The organism is Fibrella aestuarina BUZ 2, assembly GCF_000331105.1.
Classification (GTDB): Bacteria; Bacteroidota; Bacteroidia; order Cytophagales; family Spirosomataceae; genus Fibrella; species Fibrella aestuarina.
Window position 1 is genome coordinate 1632276 of the sequence record NC_020054.1, and the last position, 22500, is coordinate 1654775.

The 22500-nt window shown below is 58.6% G+C and carries 21 protein-coding genes; 16 read left to right on the forward strand and 5 right to left on the reverse strand.

What is annotated here, in order from left to right; all coding sequences use genetic code 11:
• Positions 1 to 42: 42 nt before the first annotated feature.
• The 3 genes from FAES_RS06615 to FAES_RS06625 all read left to right on the forward strand — a co-directional run bounded on the left by FAES_RS06615 (position 43) and on the right by FAES_RS06625 (position 3578).
• The gene (locus FAES_RS06615) at positions 43 to 1524 is read left to right on the forward strand and encodes an APC family permease (protein WP_015330428.1); all 1482 of its coding nucleotides are present in this window, start codon (positions 43 to 45) and stop codon (positions 1522 to 1524) included.
• Positions 1524 to 2153 (forward strand): TMEM175 family protein, encoded by a 630-nt coding sequence (locus FAES_RS06620; protein WP_015330429.1) that lies wholly within the window; start codon positions 1524 to 1526, stop codon positions 2151 to 2153. Before FAES_RS06615 ends, FAES_RS06620 begins: the two co-directional genes overlap by 1 nt.
• A gap of 81 nt (positions 2154 to 2234) precedes the next feature.
• Positions 2235 to 3578 (forward strand): M23 family metallopeptidase, encoded by a 1344-nt coding sequence (locus tag FAES_RS06625; RefSeq protein ID WP_015330430.1) that lies wholly within the window; start codon positions 2235 to 2237, stop codon positions 3576 to 3578.
• A gap of 2 nt (positions 3579 to 3580) precedes the next feature.
• Here FAES_RS06625 and FAES_RS06630 read toward each other — a convergent pair whose 3' ends face one another.
• From FAES_RS06630 to FAES_RS06640, 3 genes are all read right to left on the reverse strand, one after another.
• Entirely contained in the window at positions 3581 to 3841 is a 261-nt protein-coding gene (locus FAES_RS06630) for a hypothetical protein (RefSeq protein WP_015330431.1), read from the reverse strand.
• A 100-nt stretch (positions 3842 to 3941) separates the two neighbouring features.
• A complete protein-coding gene (locus FAES_RS06635; protein WP_015330432.1) occupies positions 3942 to 4520 on the reverse strand; it encodes a DUF4136 domain-containing protein in 579 nt (192 codons plus the stop codon).
• A gap of 329 nt (positions 4521 to 4849) precedes the next feature.
• On the reverse strand, positions 4850 to 5911 hold the full coding sequence (locus tag FAES_RS06640) for a sensor histidine kinase (RefSeq protein WP_148289303.1): 1062 nt from the start codon (positions 5909 to 5911) through the stop codon (positions 4850 to 4852).
• A gap of 262 nt (positions 5912 to 6173) precedes the next feature.
• On the opposite strand from FAES_RS06640, the gene FAES_RS30725 reads away from it, so the two are divergent.
• From FAES_RS30725 to FAES_RS06690, 11 genes are read left to right on the forward strand one after another with little or no spacing between them, the layout of a single operon-like run.
• Entirely contained in the window at positions 6174 to 6299 is a 126-nt protein-coding gene (locus FAES_RS30725; RefSeq protein WP_262493767.1) for a hypothetical protein, read from the forward strand.
• Positions 6300 to 6301: 2 nt separating this feature from the next.
• A complete protein-coding gene (locus tag FAES_RS28865) occupies positions 6302 to 6967 on the forward strand; it encodes a LuxR C-terminal-related transcriptional regulator (RefSeq protein ID WP_198409035.1) in 666 nt (221 codons plus the stop codon).
• Positions 6968 to 7009: 42 nt separating this feature from the next.
• Positions 7010 to 9169 carry a TonB-dependent receptor gene (locus tag FAES_RS06650; protein WP_015330435.1) on the forward strand — a complete coding sequence of 720 codons (2160 nt, stop codon included), beginning with the start codon at positions 7010 to 7012 and terminating at the stop codon, positions 9167 to 9169.
• 29 nt (positions 9170 to 9198) lie between these two features.
• Positions 9199 to 9855, forward strand: a complete 657-nt coding sequence (locus tag FAES_RS06655; RefSeq protein WP_015330436.1) for a hypothetical protein — start codon at positions 9199 to 9201, stop codon at positions 9853 to 9855.
• Between the two features lie 39 nt (positions 9856 to 9894).
• Positions 9895 to 10089: a hypothetical protein gene (locus FAES_RS06660; protein ID WP_015330437.1), complete on the forward strand. Its 195-nt coding sequence runs from the start codon at positions 9895 to 9897 to the stop codon at positions 10087 to 10089.
• 7 nt (positions 10090 to 10096) lie between these two features.
• Positions 10097 to 10996 (forward strand): hypothetical protein, encoded by a 900-nt coding sequence (locus FAES_RS06665; protein ID WP_015330438.1) that lies wholly within the window; start codon positions 10097 to 10099, stop codon positions 10994 to 10996.
• Between the two features lie 24 nt (positions 10997 to 11020).
• On the forward strand, positions 11021 to 12313 hold the full coding sequence (locus FAES_RS06670) for a YcaO-like family protein (RefSeq protein ID WP_041257614.1): 1293 nt from the start codon (positions 11021 to 11023) through the stop codon (positions 12311 to 12313).
• 26 nt (positions 12314 to 12339) lie between these two features.
• Positions 12340 to 13098 (forward strand): hypothetical protein, encoded by a 759-nt coding sequence (locus FAES_RS06675; RefSeq protein ID WP_015330440.1) that lies wholly within the window; start codon positions 12340 to 12342, stop codon positions 13096 to 13098.
• A gap of 17 nt (positions 13099 to 13115) precedes the next feature.
• Positions 13116 to 13982, forward strand: coding sequence for a SagB/ThcOx family dehydrogenase (locus FAES_RS06680; RefSeq protein WP_015330441.1), 867 nt, complete (start codon positions 13116 to 13118; stop codon positions 13980 to 13982).
• A gap of 30 nt (positions 13983 to 14012) precedes the next feature.
• Positions 14013 to 15155 carry a M50 family metallopeptidase gene (locus tag FAES_RS06685; protein WP_015330442.1) on the forward strand — a complete coding sequence of 381 codons (1143 nt, stop codon included), beginning with the start codon at positions 14013 to 14015 and terminating at the stop codon, positions 15153 to 15155.
• Positions 15156 to 15173: 18 nt separating this feature from the next.
• Positions 15174 to 16106 (forward strand): DUF6734 family protein, encoded by a 933-nt coding sequence (locus FAES_RS06690; protein ID WP_015330443.1) that lies wholly within the window; start codon positions 15174 to 15176, stop codon positions 16104 to 16106.
• Between the two features lie 172 nt (positions 16107 to 16278).
• Here FAES_RS06690 and FAES_RS30305 read toward each other — a convergent pair whose 3' ends face one another.
• The gene (locus tag FAES_RS30305) at positions 16279 to 16440 is read right to left on the reverse strand and encodes a hypothetical protein (protein ID WP_015330444.1); all 162 of its coding nucleotides are present in this window, start codon (positions 16438 to 16440) and stop codon (positions 16279 to 16281) included.
• A 398-nt stretch (positions 16441 to 16838) separates the two neighbouring features.
• Here FAES_RS30305 and FAES_RS06695 point away from each other — a divergent pair, with 398 nt between their 5' ends.
• Both FAES_RS06695 and FAES_RS06700 read left to right on the forward strand, forming a co-directional pair.
• A complete protein-coding gene (locus tag FAES_RS06695; RefSeq protein WP_015330445.1) occupies positions 16839 to 19097 on the forward strand; it encodes a tetratricopeptide repeat protein in 2259 nt (752 codons plus the stop codon).
• A gap of 18 nt (positions 19098 to 19115) precedes the next feature.
• The gene (locus FAES_RS06700) at positions 19116 to 21683 is read left to right on the forward strand and encodes an ATP-dependent Clp protease ATP-binding subunit (RefSeq protein WP_015330446.1); all 2568 of its coding nucleotides are present in this window, start codon (positions 19116 to 19118) and stop codon (positions 21681 to 21683) included.
• 2 nt (positions 21684 to 21685) lie between these two features.
• Here FAES_RS06700 and FAES_RS06705 read toward each other — a convergent pair whose 3' ends face one another.
• Complete coding sequence (locus tag FAES_RS06705) at positions 21686 to 22429, reverse strand: LytR/AlgR family response regulator transcription factor (RefSeq protein WP_015330447.1); 744 nt, start codon at positions 22427 to 22429, stop codon at positions 21686 to 21688.
• Between the last annotated feature and the right edge of the window lie 71 nt (positions 22430 to 22500).

Sequence of the window (22500 nt, forward strand, 5' to 3'; positions counted from 1 at the left end):
TTTCGGTTATCTTGCGGCAACACGGCATCTAAACAAACAAACATGGCTCAGCCAACTGCTACTACGCCCGAAACCGCTGAACACTTTAACCGATCGCTTAGCCTGCTCGACTCCACCCTGATCGTATCCGGGTCCATGATCGGGTCGGGTATTTTCATTGTTACGTCGGGGATGGCGCGTAACCTCGGCTCGTCGGGCTGGCTGTTGCTGCTGTGGGTGCTGACGGGCGTGCTGACGGTCGCGGCGGCGCTCAGCTATGGCGAACTGGCCGGGATGATGCCCAAAGCCGGTGGGCAGTATGTCTACATCCGGCGGGCGTTCAATCCGCTGCTGGGCTTCGTGTATGGCTGGACGGTATTCACCGTGATCCAGACTGGTACCATCGCCGCCGTAGCGGTGGCGTTTACCAAGTTTACGGCGGTCTTTTTCCCGGCGCTGAATCCCGAAAATACCTGGTTCTCGCTGGGACCTGTCAAATTTTCGCTCGGCAAGTTCTTCGCCATCGGGAGCCTGGTTTTCCTGACGTGGCTCAACAGCCAGGGGGTGCAGAGTGGCAAATGGGTGCAAAATATTTTTACCTCCGCCAAAATTATCGCCCTGTTTGGCCTGATCCTGCTCGGTATCGGCTTCGGCATTTCGAACGGCACACTGACGGCCAATTTCCAAGATGTCTGGTCGGCCTCGAAAACTACCGTCGATGCCGCCACCAACACAGTCAGTGTGGTACCGCTGGCGGGGCTGGCCCTGCTGCTGGCGTTTGGCAGTTCGATGATCGGCGCCCTGTTTTCGGCCGATGCCTGGAACAACGTGACCTTCATTGCGGGCGAGATCAAAAACCCGCGTCGGAATATCCCGCTGAGCCTTTTCTTCGGCACGCTGCTCGTGACGACGATCTACCTGCTGGCCAACATTGGTTATCTGGCCGTATTGCCCCTGAAAGGCGTTCCCGGCGCCACCGACGTATTTGGCCGGGGGATGCAGTTTGCCGAATTCGACCGCATCGGTACGGCGGCAGCCTCGGTAGCGTTTGGCGATGGGGCCGTGGCGATCATGGCGATTCTGATCATGATTTCGACGTTTGGCTGTAACAACGGACTGATTCTGGCCGGGGCGCGGCTGTATTACGCCATGGCCAACGACGGGCTGTTTCTGAAGGGCGCCTCGCACCTGAACAAAAATGCCGTGCCGGGAGCGGCGCTCTGGCTGCAATGTGCCTGGGCCTCGGCGCTGTGCCTGTCGGGAACCTACGGCGACCTGCTCGACTATTGCACGTTCACGTCGCTGGTATTTTACATCATCACCATTGCCGGGCTGTTCCGCCTGCGCGCCACCGAACCCAACGCTGAGCGGCCCTACCGGGCGTTTGGCTACCCCATCGTGCCCGCCTTTTACATCGTGGCTACTACGTCGATCTGCCTGCTGCTGCTCATCAACGAAGCGACCCGTTTCAATACCGGCATGGGCCTGCTAATTGCCGCCCTGGGTGTACCTGTCTATTACTGGACAAAACGGCGGGAAGCCTGATGAGCAATGCCAAGGAAAACGAGACGCTGCGGTTAGAGACCTTCAGCGACGGTGTGTTCGCCATTGCCACCACCCTGCTGGCGTTTCAGCTCGAAGCCCCCAAACACCCCGAAGGCGAGTTCAGAAGCGGTCTGTTGCTGCATGCGCTCGCTAAACAGTGGCCTGCATACATCGCCTTCTTCCTGAGCTTCGCCACCTTGTATATTCTGTGGGTGAATCACCATCGGCTCTACAACGTCATCCACCGGAGCGACGCGCGGTTTATGTTCTACAACGGCCTGCACCTGCTGTTGATCAGCATGATTCCGTTTACGACTTCGTTGCTGTCTAATTTTATCAATACCGACGCGATGGCGCTGGCCGCCCTGGTGTATATGTTCTTGTTTGCCTGTATCTGCGGCACCCTGCTGCTCATGTGGATACACGCGTCGACTGACTTCTACCTGCTCAAGCGCCCCGCCGCCGACGTGAAGGTAAAAACGGTGCGGCTGGGGCTCATCATCAGTGCCAGCGCGTATGGGGTCGCCGCCCTGTTGGCGTTGCTGGTGCCTTACGTAAGTCTGGTCATCGGGTTGGCTATCGTGATCTACCTCGCCCGGCTGAAATATCACCGGGAGCGGGTCGTTTAATAAGATGTTACGAGGCCGCAGGCAGTTGGCCATTCATGGGGGTTTTCTCTACGCCAACTGACTAATGACCAACGCTACCGTATGTATCTTATATCCTTACGCCTGCTGGTGGGCGGCTCCCTGCTGGCCCTGGCGGCGGCCTGTACCACCAACGGCCCCAACACGGGGCTGTTCCGGAGCAATACCCCGCACGAACAATACGAACGGTCATTGAAAACGGCCAACCTCGACCGTACGGCACTGGGCCTCGACTGGGTGTCGGCGGGGCAACAGGCCCTGTACGACTCATTGACCATCAGCGTGCCTTACCGGGAAAGTGGTTATTTCGGGGCTAACCGGCCCATTGCCGTGGGCTACCGCATCAACGGCAGCCGGGGCGACAAGCTCATCCTGCGGGTGGAGGTGCAGGGTCGGCAGGCCGGTCAGGTATTTATCGACGTGTTTTCGCTGGGAAGCCGCACGCCCGACGTGGTGGCGTTTGCCAAGGCCGATACGTCGGCCAACGCCGTGACCGAACTGATTTGGGAACCCCGACGTACCCAGACGTACCTGATCCGGCTTCAGCCCGAGCTCTTGCGGTCGGGGCGGTATACATTTTCGGTAACGCGCGAACCGGTGCTGAGCTTTCCCGTCAAAGGGCGGAGCAGCCGCCAGATCAGCAGCTACTTTGGTGTACCCCGCGACGGTGGCAAACGCCGCCACGAAGGCATCGACATTTTTGCGCCGAGGGGCACCCCGGCGGTTGCGTCGGTCAACGGGACGATCTCGCGGGTCGGCACCAGCAACCTGGGCGGCAACATCGTCTTTCTGTCGGACAACGAGCGGCAGCAACGCCTCTACTACGCTCACCTCGACCGGTTCAACGTGGCCGAAGGGCAGCGGGTCAGTATCGGCGATACGGTCGGCTTTATCGGAAATACGGGCAACGCCCGTACCACTGGCCCGCATTTGCACTTTGGCGTGTACACCTTTAATGAAGGGGCCGTCGATCCGTTGCCCTTTGTGCGGCAGGGGTCGGGGGCGGCCCGCCAAATACCCGTGGCGCCGGCCTTGCTGGGCGATTCGGTGCGGGTAGCGACTAACCGGGGCTTGCTGCGGGCCGGGCCGAATGGCGACGCGCCCATTGTGCGGGAGCTGGCCCGGAACCAGCCATTAACGGTGCTGGGTGGCCATGCCGACTGGCTGCGGGTTGGCTTGCCCAATGGCGTAGCTGGGTACGTGGCCAAAGGTAGTTTTGAGGCCATCAACCAGCCCCTGCGTACCGAATCGCTGCCGACGCCCCGCCCCTTGCTCGACGAGGCGCACCCGCAGGCGGCGATCCTGCGTTATCTGCCCGCCAACGCGACGGTTCGGGTGCTGGCGCAACTGCCCAATTTCTGGCTGGTGCGCACGGCAGCGGGGCAAACGGGTTGGCTCTTGTTGTGAGATTAATCCCAACCGTCGGGCTTAGCCTGGCTATTGGGCTTGGGAACACTGTCGGCTTGTAACGACGCGCCTTGCTGAGCCTGTTTCCGCAGGCGGCGGATCTCAACCTCCTGGCTGTCGAGCCGGTAATGCAGGTCATTGATTTCGTCGGCGTAACGACGTACCCGGCGGCCGTCAACCCAAACCAGTACGGCTAGTCCGGCTAATAGCATGCCAATGGCTACTAGTAGGGCATAGACTGTACTTCGCGTTGGATTCGACATGGAGAAAGCGTCTGTTTCGAAGGCGGCTTTGTCCAAAAACAAAAAGCCCCCGGTCTATTAGACGAGACCGGGGGCTTGTGGTTACTATAAAATCCGTCACTTATCGCGCGGCACCGTAATCCTGACCGGCACTTTGCGGGAAGTTTTTCATGATGCTGGCCACCGTTTCGCGGAAAGCCAGATCGCGGTTGCGCTCATTTTTGCGGGTGTTCAGCTGACCGGTTGCCCAGCCCTGCCATACGATATTGTTGGTGCGGGAGTCATATACGTTGACAACGACCCGGTTTTCTTCATACTGACGCGAGTAAACCTGGTTGTTGGGATAACCCCAGCCGCCCCAGCCCCAGCCCCAAGGGCTACCCATCCCGTTCGACTGGATTTGCTGCCGGTCTTTCGAATCGGTAAAGAAGCGCACGATCAGGTCGGCACCCAGGTCTTCGGTGGGTTTGTAGCCCAGGCCCTGCAACGATTGGTCGAGGGCTTCGGCAATCCGGCGCTGGTTCAGGTTGCTACCCACGATGGGGTCAGCGTTGCGTTGCCGATCAGCCTCAATGCGATACGTGCTGAACTGGCGCACATTCACTTTGGGGTCATAATCATACTTCACGTTGATCGACGGAGCGCAGGATGCAAGGAGGCCTGTGACAAACAACCCTGCTACTAAGCCTTTGATATTCATGGTATGTGGTGCAGTCCGCTGTGTACTGCGTGTTTGTTAAAGTAGTTAGACAATCAATCGTCTGCCCGAAGCAGGGTAAGGAATTGCGCCCCCGAGACAACGCCGACAGACTACCAATAAACGGTACGCCGCTCGTTGCTATTGTGTGGCATTAAGATAACCAAATTCACAGATCGAAGGTTCGTTCGATGCAGGCCGTTATATAGCTATTTGTTTACTGTAAATCATTGTTAATCAATGAGTTGTTTTGTCGATTGGATGCGCCTCACGAGCTTATCGGCTGCTTTCTAATAAACTATTAATCTTTGGTATGCACCAGCTATTTATTGCTAACTGGTTAGCTGAATGGTCAGGCTGAGGTTGTAGTGGTCGGTTGTGTTAGATACGACCAGATCGGCCCGGTTGCGATAGACCATGTACAGGCGTTTCCGGCAATTCTCCACCCCAATCCCTGACGAATGCTCCTTCATACCTGCCTTGTGTAGGTTGTGAATGTGTAGCTGCACGTGTTCGGCATGAACAAACAGGTAAATCTGAGCCGGGTTGTCGGCGTCGTGCAGTTCCCCATGTTTAAACACGTTTTCGATAAACGTAATCAGGATCAGCGGCAGAATGCGCAACGTACCTGGGTTGCCAATGAGGCGGTAGTCGATTTGAAGCTTGTCGCCAAAGCGCAGTCGCTGCATCTGGATGAAGTTCTCGACGTGTTGCACTTCGAGGCGGAGCGGCACTTTCCGGTCGGGTTGATCTTCGCTGAGGGCATAGCGCATCATATCCGACAGCAGAATGACCCCGTTGGCGAGGGGTTGGCTCACGGGTAGGGCTTTGCTGTAAAAGAAATTGAGCGTGTTGAACAGAAAGTGCGGGTTGATCTGGAGCCGCAGGTATTCCAGTTTCGAGTTGAGCAGTTCGGATTGCAGCTTCGCCTTTTCGCGTTCGAGCCGGGTAACGCCCGTGGCAAACCAGTACACAAACGAGTAGATCAGAAACTCGATGATGTAGAACAGGTTCAGCACCACAAACTGCTGAGGGGTTTCGGAGATATGGCTCACCGACCAGTTGACGGCCGGAAACAGGCTGTACTGCCACCAGTACTTGATCAGCAGCGTGCCGCCGACCGTCAGCAGCAGCCCGATGGCATACGATCCGTAGGCCCGGTTCTGATAAAAACGGGGCAGTAACCAAAGCGCATTGATGTAGAAGGGAATACTGAAGGTGATGTAATACGCCAGCAGATAGGGTACACTCAGCGATCGGCCAAGTACTACATTGACAATCAGCACACCTTCGTAAAAGCCGTAGGCCAGCCAGGCGAGCAGGTGATACAGCACCATTCGGCCATAGCGCTGAGTGAAAAAAACGAGTCGGTCAGGGAGAGGAAGTTGATTCACGCGGGTAAAAAAACGGGTTTTGTAAGGAATTTTAGGTTTAATAAATCATTGATAATCAGTTATATAGAATTTTGTTTAAGAAAAGTGTCTCAAGATTGGCCGGACGAACTCCCCGTTGCCAGCGACCAAGTAGAAATGGTCATCCAAGATACAGTTTATACGGTCGATCCGTGAGTAGGTGTAGTAAAATAGACAGGGTTCAGAGCGGGCTGCACTTTTGATTCAGCAATGTCGCTAAAGCCTCTTCTAACTGTCCTGTCTCATGCAAACGACTACACAACCCTCGAAACAGCCCATCTCTCTCAACAAGAAGCGCGTGTACGGATTCAATCAGCCGTCTGGTCAGAAACTAACGACCGGCACGACCATGACCACCATCACGCTGTAACGATGCGCGCCATGCCGATCTACATCCTCAGTGGTTATCTGCTATTGACCGAAACACTCGGTGAAGCATTAGAGCGGAGAGGGTACAAACCAACGATGCTCACCGAGGTTAGTCAGGCAACGCAACTCATTCTGACCACCAAAGAACCCGTTCTGCTGATCGGCTACGCGACGGAAAATTCGCTAACCGACCTGACAGCCATCAGCCGGCTGATTCGCTCGAATGGCGATGAGAGCGCTTCGGTCGCGCTGGTGGCTATCTGCACCACCTATCAGGTCGCCAACGACCTGGTGCAGATGGGCGGCATGCCCGATGCCCTGCTCCTCACGGCAACGGGGCTGTGCGAGGTGATCTTCGCCATCGAAGAGATCAAACGCGGCGCCCGCTACCGCACCGCCCACCTGCGTAACATCACGGAGTCGTCGGGGCAACCGATGACCGCCCATCCGAGCCAGTCGATTCAGACGCTAACGAAGCGGGAGCGGGAGATTATGCGCTACATCGCCGATTCCAAGACGTCGGATAGCATCGCCCAGCACCTGTTTATCAGCGTGGCTACGGTCAACAACCACAAGGCCAACATCATGGGGAAGCTCAATCTGTCGGGGCGGCATACCCTGCTCACCACGGCGCTGATGCTGCGCCCCTGGCTCGACGTGATGGCCTGAGGCAACGTACCTGTTCATTCTAGCTCAAAAGGCATTCCTTGTATGAAACCACTACACGTTTGTTCGCTGCTGCTTTGGCTGGCATACGTGCCGGTCTGCCTCGCCCAGGAGGCCGTTGTGTCGGGGTCGGTGTTCGATCAGCACGACGCCCGGCTGGCGGGGGCAAACATCAGCCTCAAAGGCACGTATGAAGGCGTCAGTGCCGATTCGCTGGGCAATTTTGTCTTCCACACCGAAACGCTGGGCCCGCAAACCTTGCTGGTATCGCTGGTGGGATACCAGACGGCCGAACTCCCCGTGTTGATTCAACCCACGGCCCCCGCCACCCTGACGGTCCGCCTGCGCGAAGCCGCCAACGAACTGAACACCGTAACGGTATCGGGTAGCTCCTTCATCATCAGCGATTCCAAGCGGATGGTGCTGATGAAACCCCTGGACATTCTGACCACGCCCGGTGCTAATGCCGACATCGTGGCCGCGCTCCAGACGTTGCCCGGTACAACCAAAGTGGGCGAAACCGAAGGGCTCTTTGTGCGCGGTGGCGCAGGCACCGAAACCCGCACCTTCCTCGACGACGCGCTGGTTGCCAACCCGTTCTACAGCGGCGGGCCCGACGTGGCGCAACGCAGCCGGTTTTCGTCGGCGGGGCTACTCTTCAAAGGTACGTCGTTTGGCAAAGGCGGGTTCTCGGCGCAATACGGGCAGGCGCTGTCGGCCATGGTAGCGCTCGAAACGCAGGACACCGATCCTATGCCCGGTACGACCCTCGCCCTCAACACGGGGGGCGTGGCGCTGACCTCGGCGAAGGAGACGGGTAAGTTCTCCTACTGGCAGAACACCTACTACACCAACATGGCGCTGTTGTTTCAGCTGATTCCGCAGAACATCAACTGGCAGCGTGCGCCCGAATACCTTGGCACCAACTTTCTGATGCGCTACCGACCCAACAGCCGGAGCATCCTGAAGCTCTACGGAATGGTGTCGGGCAACCGGTCGGCCCTGTCGTGGCGCGACACCGCCCGCCTCGATCCGCAGATGGCGCGTTACCAGATTGGTAACACCTATTACATGGGCAGCGTCAACTACCGGGCGACGTTTGGGGCCGACAACGGCTGGGTGCTGAAGGCGCTGGCTAGCTACAGCAACAACGTCGACGACCTGAACCTCACCGGTACGTTGGCGGGCCGCTCCGATGAATTGTGGCAGAGCAAAGTGCTGGTAAGCCGGTCGCTGGGCGAACTGTCGAGCCTGCTGGTGGGCACGGAAACCCAGCACTATGCCTACACCAATCGCTACGCGCAGTTCAACCGGGCCATTGCCTACCAGTACGTGGCGACCTTCGCTGAGGCCGACTGGTTTCTGACCAACCGGCTGGCCATGAAAGCCGGGCTGCGCTACGAATACACGAGCCTCAACCGGCAGGCATCAGTATCGCCCCGGTTTACGCTGGCCTACAAAACGGGTCCTTACAGCCAGATTTCAGGTAGCGCCGGTCGGTTTCTGCAACTGCCCAACAACCTGTACCTGATCAGCAACCCAACGCTGAACACCGAGCAGGCCTGGCACCTGATGGCCAACTACGAACGTACCCACAACAAACGGTCGATGCGGGTTGAGCTGTATCAGAAACAGTATGCCCAGCTGGTAACGGAGCGCGTCGCGGCCTACGACGCCAACCCGTACCGCTACCCGACGGCGGCAACCACCAACGGCGGCTTCGGCTACGCCCGCGGCCTCGATCTGTTTTTTAAAGATGCGCAGAGCCTGAAACAGCTAGAGTGGTGGGTGTCGTATTCGCTCCTCGACACGCGGCGGCTGTTTGCCAACTACCTCGCCGAAGCCGTGCCCACGTTTGTCTCGAAGCACAATGCCAACGTGGTCGTGAAGTACACCGTACCGGGTGCCAACCTGACCATCGGTGCCAACTACGTCTGGGCGAGCGGACGACCCTACTACAGCCCGACGTTCCAGGCCTACGAAACCCCGGCGTTCAACTCCATGAGCTTGAACGCCAGCTACCTCACCCGCCTGTGGGGGCACTTCACGGTACTCTACGCCAGCGCCGACAATGTGCTGGGTATCCGCAATGTCTACAGCTACCGCTTCACGGCCGACGGCACCCAGCCCGTACCAGTCATTCCGGGCGCATACCGCTCGGTGTTTGCCGGACTCAGTGTCAGCCTCAGCAACAAGTCCAAATAGTCTCTTTTCTCTGCTTACCAATCAATCTCATGAAAACAATCAACTCCCTCGGATGCATGCTGGCGCTGGCTACGCTGTTGATCGCTGCCGTGCCCCCCACCGACCCCGCCCGCTACCAGAAGGCGATGGAACTGTCGATCAAGAAGATCGACACGGCCAAGACGAAAGAGCAGTTTCTGACGGGGGCGGCCCAGTTTGAACGGATCGCCCAAGCCGAAGCTACCGAGTGGTTGCCTGCCTACTGGGCGGCCTACTCGTACGCGATGGCTACGGCCCGCGAAACCGACAAAACCCAGAAAGACGCCCTGCTCGACAAGATGGACAACTGGGTCGATACGGGTCTGCGCCGGTCGGCCAACAACGATGAACTGCTGGTGTTGCGGGCCATGTCAGCCCAGATGCGCCTGCCCGTCGATCCCATGAATCGCTGGATGAAATACGGGCCCGTGATTGGGCAGTCGCTTGAACTGGCCAAAAAGCAGAACCCGGCCAATCCGCGCGTCGACCTGGTGTATGGGCAGAATTTCTACTTCACCCCCGAGCAGTTTGGCGGTGGCTGCAAGAAAGCGTTGCCCTACCTGCAATCGGCCCAGCAGAAATGGAAGTCGTTTGTGCCAGCCAGCAGCATCGCGCCCAACTGGGGCACGCAGGATCTGGCGCATTACCTCGGAAAGTGTCAGTCGTAAACCGTCATAAACCTCTGCTTCTGTAAACCTGCTTTTGTGATGAACGCCAAAGCTAACCTCCCTACCAAAGGCCGCCACGATGCCGCCTCCGAATCCGACAACATGGAGTCGTTTGACCTGAACATGTTCGACGTCGAAAGCCGCGATATGCCCTCCATCGGTACGTCGGGCTTCGAGATCGCCTCGCTGCTGGTCGCTTTAATCATCCTGTTGGGTATCCTCTACAAACACTAACCGCCTCATGAGCAAGCTACTGATCGACGACGTTGCCATTTTCGAGAGCAACGAAGGTATTTACATCAGCCGGGGCGACCACGCGCTGGTCAACGTGAAAGGCCACGACGTACCCCTGGTGCTGAACGTGATCCGGGCCTTCCGCGAAAACGATTCGATGGACGAAGTGTACTACGACCTGATGCAGAAATACGGCATCGACGAGTCGCGCTACCACCGGATTGTGAACTGGTTGCTCAACAACCGCATCCTGCGCCAGGAACGCCCCGCCCGCACCAACACCTACCGCCTGACGGTGATCGGGTCGTTCAACAGCGCCGAGCAGGTGACCGACAAGCTACTGAGCCAGCTCGACGGGGCCGATGCCCACTTTACGCTGCAACAGTTTATCGACATCCGTCAGCCGTTTGTGCCGACCAGCCTCGATGCCGACACCGATCTGGTGGTGGTATTCTCACCGCTGTTCGAGCAGTTCGACCGGTTCAAGCAGATCAACGAAGCGCTGTACAGGCAGCAACTCCGCTACCTGCACGTAGGTATCGACGAGTCGGGCTATACGCTGGGGCCACTGGTGCTGCCTGCGCTGAAAGCCCCCTGCCTGAAGTGCTACGCCCAGCGCAAGATCGTGAACATGGCCGACCCCGACCAGTACCTGAAGTTTACGGCCCTGACCAACGTAGAAAAGCTCACCGCCATGAGCCTGCCCGCCATGCGCCACTTCGACCTGCTGGCCAAACACGTGCAACTGGTGGTTACCGACTACCTGCGTCTCGGCCATAGCGAATTCCTGGGCAAATCGGTGGTGGTTGATCTGGTGGGCAGCCAGATGCACACCTCCAAAGTGCTGAAAGTGCCTACCTGCTCGGTCTGCGGCAGCGCCGACAATGTTTTCGCGCCCTTCCACTAACCCTAACCCACTGCGCTCATGTCTATGGAACTCTCAGAGGTTATCGACCGCGAGGCGGGGCTGATCTCAGGTACGTTGTTCTCCATTCCGAACCGCCAGTTCATGCCGGCCGGTCTGTTCGCTACGGCGCTGAAAGGCACCAGCCTGCACATGCTCACCGAGTCGTCGTACAACAACGCCATCGTGGGCAGCTCCATCAGCTTTTCACAAGAGCAAAGCCTGCGGGCGTCGGTTGGTGAGTTTGTCGAACGCTACTGCGCCAACTTTTACCTGCCCGGAAACTGCATTATGGGGAGCTACGAAACCCTTTCGGCAACGTACCCCCTGATGCACCCCTCCGAGATCAAGCTCTTCGCCGACTGGCAGTATAAGCAGCCCCGCGAGCGGTTCCCGTTCCGGAAGCTGACCGTTACCGACGAGATCCGCTGGATTCGGGCGACCGACTACCTCAACCAGCGGCCCATCTACGTACCGCTGTTCATGGTCTACATGCAGTCGGCAGGTAACGACCGCTTCTATTCACCCCACACCTCCACTGGCCTGGCCGCAGGCCCCAGCCTCCAGGCTGCCATGCAGGGTGGCCTTTTCGAAGCCGCCGAACGCCATGCCTTTACCTATTTCTGGTACCATCAGCAGCAGGAGCCGTATGTGCGCTACTCGGCCCAGATGATGCTCGACGCCTACCCGAACGACCCACAGATCACCCAGTTGTTCGACAACCCGCGCGTGCAGATTGTGCTGTATGACCTACAGGCCTACACGCCCTTCGAGACCATCCTGATGATCATGTACTTCACGTTCAAAGGGCGTTCCTACCAGGCGATGGGCTGTGCCACGCGCTTCAGCAAAGTAGAGGCGATCAAGAAGGCGGCGCTGGAAACCTATCAGGGTGTGGAATACTGCCTGCAAAAAGAAAAGGCCGTCTGGGAGCTAAACGACCCCGAAGACCTCGACAAGCTCGACTCATTTGAGAAGTGCGCGATCTACTACAACCAGTATCCCGAGCAGCGCCACAAGTCGCCCCTGCTGACCGACGCCTGGCTGAACACCACGACCTACGCCCCCGCGCTGTTGCACCGGCCCGACCCGCTCAATAGCCTCGACCCCGCCGAACTGACCCGGCATGGCATCGGGCCGATGTATACGCTCGACCTCACCACGCCCGACGTGGCCGAGATTGGCTACCGGGTTTGCCGGGTTATCACGCCCAACTTCTCGCTGCTGTCGGGGAGCCGCACCTGGCCTTACCTGGGTAATCCCACCTTCGAGAAGGACGCCAGCCGGTTGTTCATCACCTACCCGCATCCGTTTCCCTGAGACACCGATTCAATCCGTTTCGACTGATGACACGCAAGAATTTTCTCTCCCTGCTCCTGATGGCCCTGATCGGCTGGGGCATTTACACCGGCCTGCAACTGCTGCGCCCCCGCGATCAGGTGGTTGACCAAATCGGCCTGAGTGCGAAAAACGACCCGCAGTTTCAGGGTATCGAGGCGCAGATCGAAACCGCCCGCAAGCAGGTCGACGACGCCACGCTGGCCGCCATCGAACAACGCCTCACTAAAGCCCAGACCGACGAGGCCGCTTACTGGCTCGCCTATACGCTCTTTCAGCGGGCGGTGATTCGCGAAGACAAAAAAGACATGGATGGGGCCAAAGCCTATGCCGAGCAGGCCCTGGCCCGGCTGGGGAAGGTAGTCCATAAAGACTCGGAAGACTACGCGCTGCTGTCGATGATCCGGGCGTATTCCATCCAGTTTGCCTCGTTCTTCGAAGTGTCGTCCCTGGCCGACCGGGCCAAACGCGAGGCTAACGCCGCCATCCGGTCCGACTCGACCAACCTGCGCGCCTTCTACGTGGCCGGCCTCAACGACTACCACACGCCGCCGATGTTTGGCGGGCGCAAAAAAGCCGAATCGTTGTTTTTAAAGGCCATCGCGCTGGGTGGCCAGCCCAACCGCCCCGGCAACATCCGCTGGGGACTCAGGCAGGCCTACGCCAACCTGGAGCAGTTTTACAAGGAGGCCGGCAATGCCCGCGCCGCCCAGCGCATCAAAGAACAGGCTACCCACCAGCCCGATCAGGTGGCTTCCATCGACTAATCCCCCTCTTTACGACCATGAGCCGCCGCAACCCGCTTGGTATTTTTCTGGCCGAGGAAAACCTCGGAGATGAAGCGAAAGACTTTCTCGAATCGCTGAAAACGCACGAATATCACCTGCTCGACCCCAGCTTCAACGAGCGGATCCGGGTGGTCAACAGCTCGAAAGAGATCGGGGGTATCATTGCCTCACACACCTTCGAACTGGGTAGCCTGCCCCAGATACCGCTGGCCCCGCTCAATCTGGATCATCCCGGCCTGCGGGCGTTGGTCGAGCAGGGCGTGCGGCGGTCGAGTCAGCGCCAGTATGGTGAGCCGCTGCCCTTCGCTACGGTGTCGCAACTGCTACAGGCGGCGTATTTCAACAAGAACAACGTTAGCCTGCCCGATGGCGTCATGGACCCGGCCGAGCAACAGCAACTCCGGTTCAAGAACATCGCGTCGGGTGGCGGGCTCTACACGGTGGAAGTCTATTACCTGAGCCTGCGCACCGACGGGCTGGCGTCGGGGGTGTATCACTACAACCTCAACGACAAGACCCTCGAACAGGTGCGGGTGCTGGATACCGACGACGACATTCTGAAGATGCAGGGCGCGTTCTTCGGCGACAAACGCAGCAACATCGACTTCGATCACGCCAGTGGCATTATCGTCATGGCTGGGATCATCAACCGGGCGTCGTTCAAATACGGCAACCGGGCCATCGCGCTCGCCTACATCGACGCCGGGGCCATCATCCACAACCTCTACACTGTGTCGAATCTGCTCGGTATTGGCTGCTGCGGCAATGGGGGTTTCCTCGACGATACCCTCCGAACGTACCTGAATCTCCGCACCACCAGCCAGGTCATTCTGGGCAGTGTCATCGTAGGCTCAACTGTATAGAACCGTCTCTTCTCATCTTCTGAATTACGTATGGAACCGCTCGTACTAAACCCCGCGCTGGAAGTCATTATCACGCCCGAAAGCGATAGTGTGCTGCTGAAGAATCATCAGACGGGTAAACTAAAACTGATCGGCAACCGCGAATGGTCGATCATCCAGGCCTGTGCCGAAGACCGGCTCACCGAACTGTACCAACTGTTTCAGGCCGACTACATGCACCGGGTCATCGCCAAAGGCCTCGAAATGCAGATTCTCTGCCCAGCCAACCAGGTAAACCAGACCGATTCGCCGGCCGTACCGACTACCTGGCTGGGCAAGGTGGGTGCGTGGGTCAGCCGGGTTACGGGCGGCCGCATCCGCTTCGATATGCGTGGCGACTTCTCCATGTTCCGGGTCTTCACACTGCGGCTGCACAAAGGCAACCCCTTCGAGTCGCTGCGGCTTCCGTGGGTGGCGGCTACCTACGGCGGGCTGTTGGTGGCACTGCTGGTGCTGATGTTGGTGGCGCCCAACACACTGCGCGAAACCTTCTTTACCGTATCGAACCGCGTGACGCATCAGATCGCTCTTTTCGTGGTGCTGACGTTCTTCAGCTCGTATGTCGTCGGGATGATCCACGAGATGGGCCACTACATCATCTATAAATCGATGGGGGGGCAATCCAACCAGATCGGCTTCGCGCTGAAGTTTCTGGTGATGCCCACGCTTTACGTCAACACCGACACCGTACACCTCTGGAAAAAACGCTGGAAGCGCATTCTGGTATCGTTTGGGGGCAGCATCATGGACGCCACCGTTGGCCTCATCATCGTGGTGCTGATCCGCCATCAGGGCCTCAACTTCCCCAATGCGGCGTTCTTTGGCTACATGATGCTGATCTCGGTGACGATCAAGCTGATCTTCAACCTGAATTTCTTCGTACACGGCACCGACGGCTACTTCATCCTGAGCGATCTGCTGGGCCGCAACAACATTCAGAAAACGGCACAGGCCGCCAAAAACCAGCTTTGGTCGGCCGTTCGGCAGGGTAACCTGGCGGCGCTGCGGTCGATGCGGGGCGAAAACTGGGTCGGCGTGGGCTACTTCGCTGTGGGGTTCATGTTCAAATGCCTCTCCATTTTCCTCACCATCTACTCGTTCATTTTCATCGGCAGCACGCTGATCAAATTCTAACCGAGCCCCGCCCCAGCCATGAAAATCGTCCAGTCGTTCTGGAGCGTGCCGGCCCTGGGTGGCGTAGGCAGCGATCAATCACTCAACCGCTCGAAGGGTGGCTGGCTGGCGGCCCGGTATCACTGGCTGGCCTGGACCTTCAGCTGCCTGCAACTGCGGCAGTTTCACGAGGAGGTCGAACTTGTCACCGACGCCCGGGGTAAACAAATCCTGATCGACCAACTACGCTTGCCGTATACGCAGGTACGTGTCGAACTCGATGCCTTCGACAACGCCAACCCGCACCTGTGGGCGCTGGGTAAGCTCTGGGCTTACCGTAGTCAGACAGTCCCCTTCCTGCACGTCGACAGCGACGTGTTTGTCTGGGATGCCCTGCCAACGTACCTGACCGACGCCCCAGTGGCGGCGCAGGGCATCGACAGCCGCGATTTGTGGTTCTACCAGGCCACGCTCGAAACCATGATCCGGGGTGGGTTCGATCTCCCGCCCGAACTTCGGCAGGCGCACCGGCTGGGTGGCTACCGAAGCCTCAACGCCGGTATTTTTGGCGGCGGCGATCTGCCCTTCATCCAGCAGTATAGTCAGTTGGCCATCGACCTGGCCCTGCGCAATCAGCACCGGCTGTCAGCCGTCGATCTGCCCGACGTGGGCGCCGGGATGGTGAATCTGGTCTACGAGCAGCTCTACGCCTGGTGCCTTGCCAAACAACATCGTCGCTCCGTTGCCGTGTTGCTGCCCCACTACCAATCGGCCGATTCGTATGACCTGATTACCAACTTCATGAACGTCTACGAGAAGCGAACAACGTACCTGCACCTGGCGGGGCGTAAGCCCAAACAGGACCTGAACCGCTGCCTGGTGCTCGAAAAGCTGGTTCGGCATTATTACCCCGATTACTACGACCGCGTGGTTGCCCTCGTTAGCCCCGCCGCCATCCATTGCCCAGCCTGATTTGCCCGGCTGGGCTTTTTTATTTCCAGTAAAGAGGCCTCAACTCGAAGCAACGCTCGGCATTCCGCCAGCGGCTCTGGCTGCTGAAAACGGCGCACGGCATGCTGTGCGCTGACAACAAAAATCCCCGGAACCCATACAGCTTCCGGGGATTTTTATGAACCAGGGCGGCTTAGCAGCAGCAGGTCGTGCAGCAACAGGCGTAGATCGAGTCGTCGGTGGCAGCAGCAGCTTCCGTGGGCAGGTCACGGCCTTCTACTTCAGTCATGTTCAGGTCGAGTGAGTCGGCGGCTGATTTGAATTCGCTGTTTGATTGGAAGAGTTCCTTTTCCATGATCGTAAAAAGTTTTTTGGTAAATGATAGATGAAAAAATAGGGTTGTCGTTTCCTGAAGCCGAGGTAGTTAACTCCCTGAACGACATGATAAAAGTAGGGGGCTGAAGTGCCCACTTTCAATGACCAGAATCGTTCATTTTTAGCCCGAAAAAGCCCGTTCTGCTCACTACGAACTGATTAGAACTGATTAGGCACCGCCAATTTTAGAACTAAGCTGGGTTGATGGCTAATTTGTTAACTAATTGACTATCAATGATTTGTGTTTTGCGAAAATTTGACCGTTCAACTAACGCCGACAATGGGCTGGTTGAGCGGGTGAATGCGGGGGTAGGTGTAAAAAAATGGGAGTCTGTATGGAAGTAGATCAACTTCGGGCTGCACTAAACACAGACCACCATGTCTCAACGAATTAGCCGCCACACCCGCCCCCTTGAGCTGGTTGGGCTTGGTGCCAGCCATTGGGCGCACCTCACGGAATGGCTTACCGAACAGGGCTGGCCCAGCGCGTTGCTCGCCACCGATCTGACCTACGGGGCCTGGCAGGCGCAGCACATCGCCAGCGAACTGGCTCGTCAGCTGCAACACCCACTCCTTCCGCCACCCGCCAGCGGACCCACGCCCTCATCGCTGGCCTACGGCGATCTGGTCGGGCGGGGTATCGACGCTGAAGCTGCCGGGGATAAAGCCCTGATCAACGCCGTCGATGCCCTGGAGCATCTGGCACCTGCGCTGGCCACCCTGCCGCCCCACACGATCGTGGTGCTGCTGCCACGGGCAACTTATACCTTCGGTGCCGACAACGCGGCTTTCGTGTACCTGTTGGCGCAGTGGCTCGAAACGCATGCATCGCACAAGCTGCTGCTACTGGATACGGATAACGCCCGTCCCCAACCCGGCGATGGATTCTGGCACATCACGTACCCGGCTGGTGTGACCCCATCGTTGCACAAACCAGCGCCGCTCACGCACCTGCTGGCCTACACGCCCTCGCTGCTGGCCGACGAATCGTATCAGCTTGCGCCCCGCACCTCGGCTCGTGCCGACGCCTGGGTAACCCTGTCGGGCGGGCAACACCTGCTCAAACCTGAATACCGCCCTATCGCTACCCCGCCCGCCGACATGCCGCCAAACCCATTGTTTGGCCGCCCGTTGCTGGCTTTCTGGCAATACCACAACCAGCCCGACTCGGCCCTGATGGGGCAGGCCTGGCAACTGTTTGGGGCGGGCTGTGCTGATATCGCCATCCAACTGGCCGTACGCTGCGTAGCCGCTGCCCAACTGCCTATTATGCGCGGGGTGTTGCTGGCGCAGTTGCAGGGCATGCGCATTGCCACCATGCGGTTTGCCGATGCTGCTGCCGAAGCCGAACCCGCCGCCGCGCTGCCCACCGGCATCCGGTCGTTTCTGCATCAGGCTATTGGCTGGGGACTCGCCATGACCAACCGGCTACCCGACGCCAAACGGCAGTTTGAACTGGCTTCTGCCTATCAGGAGCCTACCATTGCCCCGCTCGAAAAAGCGTATTTCGATAACATCCAGGCGTTTCTGCATTACCGGATGGGCGACGCCGACCAGGCCTTCCGGCTAGAAAAAGGCATTGAGGCGCTTCATCAGACGGTGCCGGACGAAGATTTTCGCCTTACCTACATCAACTCCATCAATCAGGCCCGCCTCTACAAATCGGTGGGTGATCTGGTCAACGCCGAGGCTTATTACGAACGGGCCTTTGCTACCACGCTGGGCAACCGGTCGGAGAGCGATCTGGTGTATGTGCACGTCTGCCGCGCCCTGCTCCGGCACGATCAGAACGAACCCGACGCCTGTTTCCGCGAGTGGGTGCAGGCGGCGCTCCACTGGGCCGCGGCAACGTACCCGGAAGCTGTGGGCGGCCGTACGCTGACCGCCATCCTGAACACCCATCGCCTGCCGCCCCCCACCGACCGTGTGGAGGCAACGGCACAGGCCTTCGTGGAGCGGATTATCGCCCTGGGGGCCGTGCTGAATCGGGACCTGAGCACGGAACTGTCGGGGACGCCCTGTGTCTTTGTGCACGCCAGTCAACGGCCCGGCTGTGAGACCGTAGCGGGCAACGGCTGGTTGCTGGTAGGCACGACCAACGTACCCAGCCAACCCGCCGTGGTGGGGCCACAATCCGACCGGCTCCGGGCACTGCTCACCAACCTGCTCACCACCGAGCTGGGTACGTTGGCTCAGCAACCAACTATTCTGATCGACGACCGGGGGCTCGACGAAGCGCCCTCGCCGGCAGCAGTCTGGTTGCTGGGCTGGCAATGGGCGGCAAAACGGCTTTACTGGCAGGGAACGGAACAAGCCTACGCTGATTACCTTCTGCCGCAGGTCCGGGTGGCGCTTTCACCGGCCGTGGCCCGGCGCGTAGCCGTGCCGTCGGGCGGGCAACAGCTTCAGTTCAAACGCTACCGGCAACCACTGGCCCTGACCGACAAAGCCGCCGATTGGGTCGACTGGTTTGCCGCCGGTCCGACGCTGGGTCAGTTGTGGCAACGGCACGACCGGCAAACCGTCGACGAACTCCTGCGGGTATTCCAGCAGCGCCGGATCATCCGCCTGTCGCTGCCCGACGAAGCCCTGAACGCGGCCCCTACGGCGGCCTATGCATCGTCCTTTCTTGTCTAACCTCTTTTGCCTTGTTCTATGAAATTTGACTTCTGTACGTATAAAGCGCAGGAAATGATTCGGCAGGCCGCGCAACTGGCCAAACAGGGTGGGCAACAGGCCATCGAAGCGGGTCATCTGCTGAAAGCCATCCTGCAACACGACACCGAGACCTGCACGTTTCTCTTCGACAAATGTGGCGCCCGCCTTCCCCTGTTGAGCGAGAAACTCGACGCGGTCATGAAGCTCTACCCGCGTGTTACGGGTGGCGACCCGTTCATCGGTCTGGACGCCTCCAACGCTATCCGCCGGGCGCGTGGGTTGCTGACCGAGTTCAACGACGAGTTTGTGAGCGTCGAACTGCTGCTGCTGGGGTTGCTCGAAGGCAACGACCTGGCCGCCAAGTTCATGCACGAAGCTGGCCTGCGAAGCAATGCCGTCAAAGAGGCGATTAAAAGCCTGCGCGGCCCGGCCAAAACGGTGCAGAGCGCCTCCGCCGACAAGAGCTATCAGGCGTTGCTGCGGTACGGCATCAACCTGACCGAGCGGGCGCAACAGGGGGGTATCGACCCCGTTGTCGGGCGCGACGAAGAGGTGCGGCGGCTGTTGCAGATTCTGAGTCGGCGGGGCAAAAACAACCCGGTACTGGTGGGTGAACCCGGCGTTGGGAAAACCGCCATTGTGGAGGGTCTGGCGCGCCGAATCGTGCAGGGCGACGTACCTGCGGTGCTGGCCGACAAAACCATTGTCAGCCTGGACATGGGCCTGCTCATGGCCGGGGCGAGTTACAAAGGCGAATTTGAAGAGCGCCTGAAAGCCGTGGTGCAGGAAGTGGCAGCGTCCAACGGGTCGGTTATTCTGTTCATCGACGAAATCCACACGCTCGTGGGAACCGGCAGCGGCAACAACAGCGCGCTCGATGCGGCCAACCTGCTGAAACCAGCGTTGGCCCGGGGCGAACTCCGCACCATCGGCGCTACCACGCTCGATGAGTACCAGAAATACATCGAGAAAGACAAAGCGCTCGAACGGCGGTTTCAGCCCGTGCGCGTCAACGAGCCCGACATCGACGATGCCATAAGTATCCTGCGCGGGGTGAAGGAAAAGTTTGAACTGCACCACGGTGTGCTGATCCAGGACGACGCCATCATTGCCGCCGTTGAGCTGTCGGCCCGTTATATCAATGACCGCTACCTGCCCGACAAGGCCATCGACCTGATCGACGAAGCCGGGGCCAAACTGCGCATCGAAACGGAAGCACTGCCCCAGGAACTCGACGCACTGAACCGGCGGATCGTCAAGCTCGAAATCGAACGGGAGGCCATCCGGCGGGAGAAAAAAACGCAGAAAGAAAAAGTATTGACCGATACGCTGGCCGACCTGACGGCGCAACGCGACGAACGGCTGGGCCAATGGGAACGCGAGAAACAAACGTTACTCTCTATACGTAACCTAAAGTCGCTACTTGATCAGTACCGCACCGACGTGGAGCAAAGCGAACGGCAGGCCAATTACGCCCGTCTGGCCGAACTGCGCTACCAGCTTATTCCCGACGCCGAAACCCGACTTCGGCAACTCACCGCCGAAGCCCTGGCCGCGCCGCTGATCAACGAAGAAGTGACACCCGCCGAAATTGCCGCCATCGTGACCCGCTGGACGGGCATTCCCGCAAGCCGGATGCTGCAAACCGAACAGCAGAAACTACAGGACCTGGATAGCGAACTGGCTCAGCGCGTGGCTGGTCAGCCCGCCGCCATCCGGTCGGTGGCTAATGCCGTGCGCCGGTCCAGAACGGGCTTGCAGGACCCCAAACGGCCCATCGGCAGCTTCCTGTTTCTGGGTCCAACGGGCGTGGGTAAAACCGAACTGGCCAAAGCGCTGGGCGAAGCGCTCTTCAACAATGAGCAGTCGCTGGTCCGCATCGACATGAGTGAATACCAGGAACGGCAAACAGTGAGCCGCCTGATTGGGGCCGCGCCGGGACTGGTGGGCTACGACGAAGCCGGGCAACTCACCGAGGCCGTTCGGCGCAAACCGTACAGCATTGTGCTGCTCGACGAAATCGAAAAGGCACACCCCGACGTTTGGAACATCCTGTTGCAGATTCTGGACGATGGCCGCCTCACCGACAACAAGGGGCGCGTGGTCGATTTCAAGAATACCATCGTCATCATGACGGCCAATCTGGGCAGCGCTATCATCCGGGCCAACGCGCTTCAACCCGCCACCGACGAACGGGCGTTGCGGCAAGCTGTGGTGCAGGAACTGCAAACCGTGATGCGACCCGAATTCATCAACCGAATCGATGAGATCGTGCTCTTCAACCCGCTGTCTGAGTCGGTGATTGAACAGATTCTGGCGGGCCAGCTGAAACAGCTACAGCACCGCCTTGAGCAACAGGAACTCCATCTGACGGTATCACCCGAGGCCTACCAGAAGCTGGCCGCCGAGGGCTACGATCCGGCCTTTGGGGCACGGCCGCTGAAACGGGTGGTGCAGCAACGGGTAATCGATCCGCTGGCCCATCTGCTCGTGGCGGGCAACGTACCTGCCGACCGGATGGTGTCGCTCTACGTCGATGTCGATGATGAACTGAGCGTTCGGTAGGGTTAGCGGCGCTGGCTGTTGACCATGCGCGTTTCGAGCATCGTGAAGAAAGGTAATCGGTAGGTTTCGCCCAGCGGGACCTGCCGATTGTCGCTTAAAATGATCTGGTTGCCCTCAACCATGCTGATGCTGCTGAGCGCCACAATATACGATTTATGCACCCGGATGAAGCCCCGGTTCACCAGCTGCTCTTCTAGCTCTTTGATGGGCATATGCGTGATCACCCGCCCTTTCGTGAGGTAAATCGACAGGTAATTTTTAAGCCCTTCGACGTACGTGATATCGGCAAAATTGACTTTGGCGTATTTGCCCTTCACGTCTACTTTCACGAAAATGAAATCTTCCTCAGCAGGAGCAGCGGCCGGTGGGGCTACCGGGGCGGGCACATTCGGAACCATGTATTTCTCCAGCCGCTGAGCCGCCTTGAAAAAACGGTCGAAACTGATGGGCTTGAGCAGGTAATCGACCACGTTATGCTCGAAAGCATCCACCGCATATTGCGTGTAAGCGCTCATCAGCACCACTTTGGTGCGGCCACCCAGCAGTTTCAGCACATCGATGCCTGATAGCTTGGGCATCTGAATGTCCAGAAAGAGCACGTCGATGGGTTTGGTCTGCAGGTCGATTAGCCCCGCGACGGGATCGGTCGAACTCCCACAACTGACCAGAAACGGAATGTTTGAGATGTGATGATCAATGACGTCGATAGACGCCTGCTCATCGTCAAGGGTGTAGACGTTTAGCATAGGTACCAACCAATGGAGTTTGGGCGAGAAGAGAACGGCTATGATCTGGTAGTTCGCAATTGGTCGACTGA

What these genes read in the sequence shown, in the direction of transcription:
- FAES_RS06665 (WP_015330438.1), top strand. Translation starts at nt 10,097, where the DNA reads ATGAGCAAGCTACTGATCGACGACGTTGCCATTTTCGAGAGCAACGAA.
- FAES_RS06670 (WP_041257614.1), top strand. Translation starts at nt 11,021, where the DNA reads ATGGAACTCTCAGAGGTTATCGACCGCGAGGCGGGGCTGATCTCAGGT.
- FAES_RS06680 (WP_015330441.1), top strand. Translation starts at nt 13,116, where the DNA reads ATGAGCCGCCGCAACCCGCTTGGTATTTTTCTGGCCGAGGAAAACCTC.
- FAES_RS06620 (WP_015330429.1), top strand. Translation starts at nt 1,524, where the DNA reads ATGAGCAATGCCAAGGAAAACGAGACGCTGCGGTTAGAGACCTTCAGC.
- FAES_RS06655 (WP_015330436.1), top strand. Translation starts at nt 9,199, where the DNA reads ATGAAAACAATCAACTCCCTCGGATGCATGCTGGCGCTGGCTACGCTG.
- FAES_RS06625 (WP_015330430.1), top strand. Translation starts at nt 2,235, where the DNA reads ATGTATCTTATATCCTTACGCCTGCTGGTGGGCGGCTCCCTGCTGGCC.
- FAES_RS06615 (WP_015330428.1), top strand. Translation starts at nt 43, where the DNA reads ATGGCTCAGCCAACTGCTACTACGCCCGAAACCGCTGAACACTTTAAC.
- FAES_RS06700 (WP_015330446.1), top strand. Translation starts at nt 19,116, where the DNA reads ATGAAATTTGACTTCTGTACGTATAAAGCGCAGGAAATGATTCGGCAG.
- FAES_RS06660 (WP_015330437.1), top strand. Translation starts at nt 9,895, where the DNA reads ATGAACGCCAAAGCTAACCTCCCTACCAAAGGCCGCCACGATGCCGCC.
- FAES_RS06695 (WP_015330445.1), top strand. Translation starts at nt 16,839, where the DNA reads ATGTCTCAACGAATTAGCCGCCACACCCGCCCCCTTGAGCTGGTTGGG.
- FAES_RS06635 (WP_015330432.1), bottom strand. Translation starts at nt 4,520, where the DNA reads ATGAATATCAAAGGCTTAGTAGCAGGGTTGTTTGTCACAGGCCTCCTT.
- FAES_RS28865 (WP_198409035.1), top strand. Translation starts at nt 6,302, where the DNA reads ATGCGCGCCATGCCGATCTACATCCTCAGTGGTTATCTGCTATTGACC.
- FAES_RS30725 (WP_262493767.1), top strand. Translation starts at nt 6,174, where the DNA reads ATGCAAACGACTACACAACCCTCGAAACAGCCCATCTCTCTCAACAAG.
- FAES_RS06705 (WP_015330447.1), bottom strand. Translation starts at nt 22,429, where the DNA reads ATGCTAAACGTCTACACCCTTGACGATGAGCAGGCGTCTATCGACGTC.
- FAES_RS06690 (WP_015330443.1), top strand. Translation starts at nt 15,174, where the DNA reads ATGAAAATCGTCCAGTCGTTCTGGAGCGTGCCGGCCCTGGGTGGCGTA.
- FAES_RS06650 (WP_015330435.1), top strand. Translation starts at nt 7,010, where the DNA reads ATGAAACCACTACACGTTTGTTCGCTGCTGCTTTGGCTGGCATACGTG.
- FAES_RS30305 (WP_015330444.1), bottom strand. Translation starts at nt 16,440, where the DNA reads ATGGAAAAGGAACTCTTCCAATCAAACAGCGAATTCAAATCAGCCGCC.
- FAES_RS06685 (WP_015330442.1), top strand. Translation starts at nt 14,013, where the DNA reads ATGGAACCGCTCGTACTAAACCCCGCGCTGGAAGTCATTATCACGCCC.
- FAES_RS06630 (WP_015330431.1), bottom strand. Translation starts at nt 3,841, where the DNA reads ATGTCGAATCCAACGCGAAGTACAGTCTATGCCCTACTAGTAGCCATT.
- FAES_RS06675 (WP_015330440.1), top strand. Translation starts at nt 12,340, where the DNA reads ATGACACGCAAGAATTTTCTCTCCCTGCTCCTGATGGCCCTGATCGGC.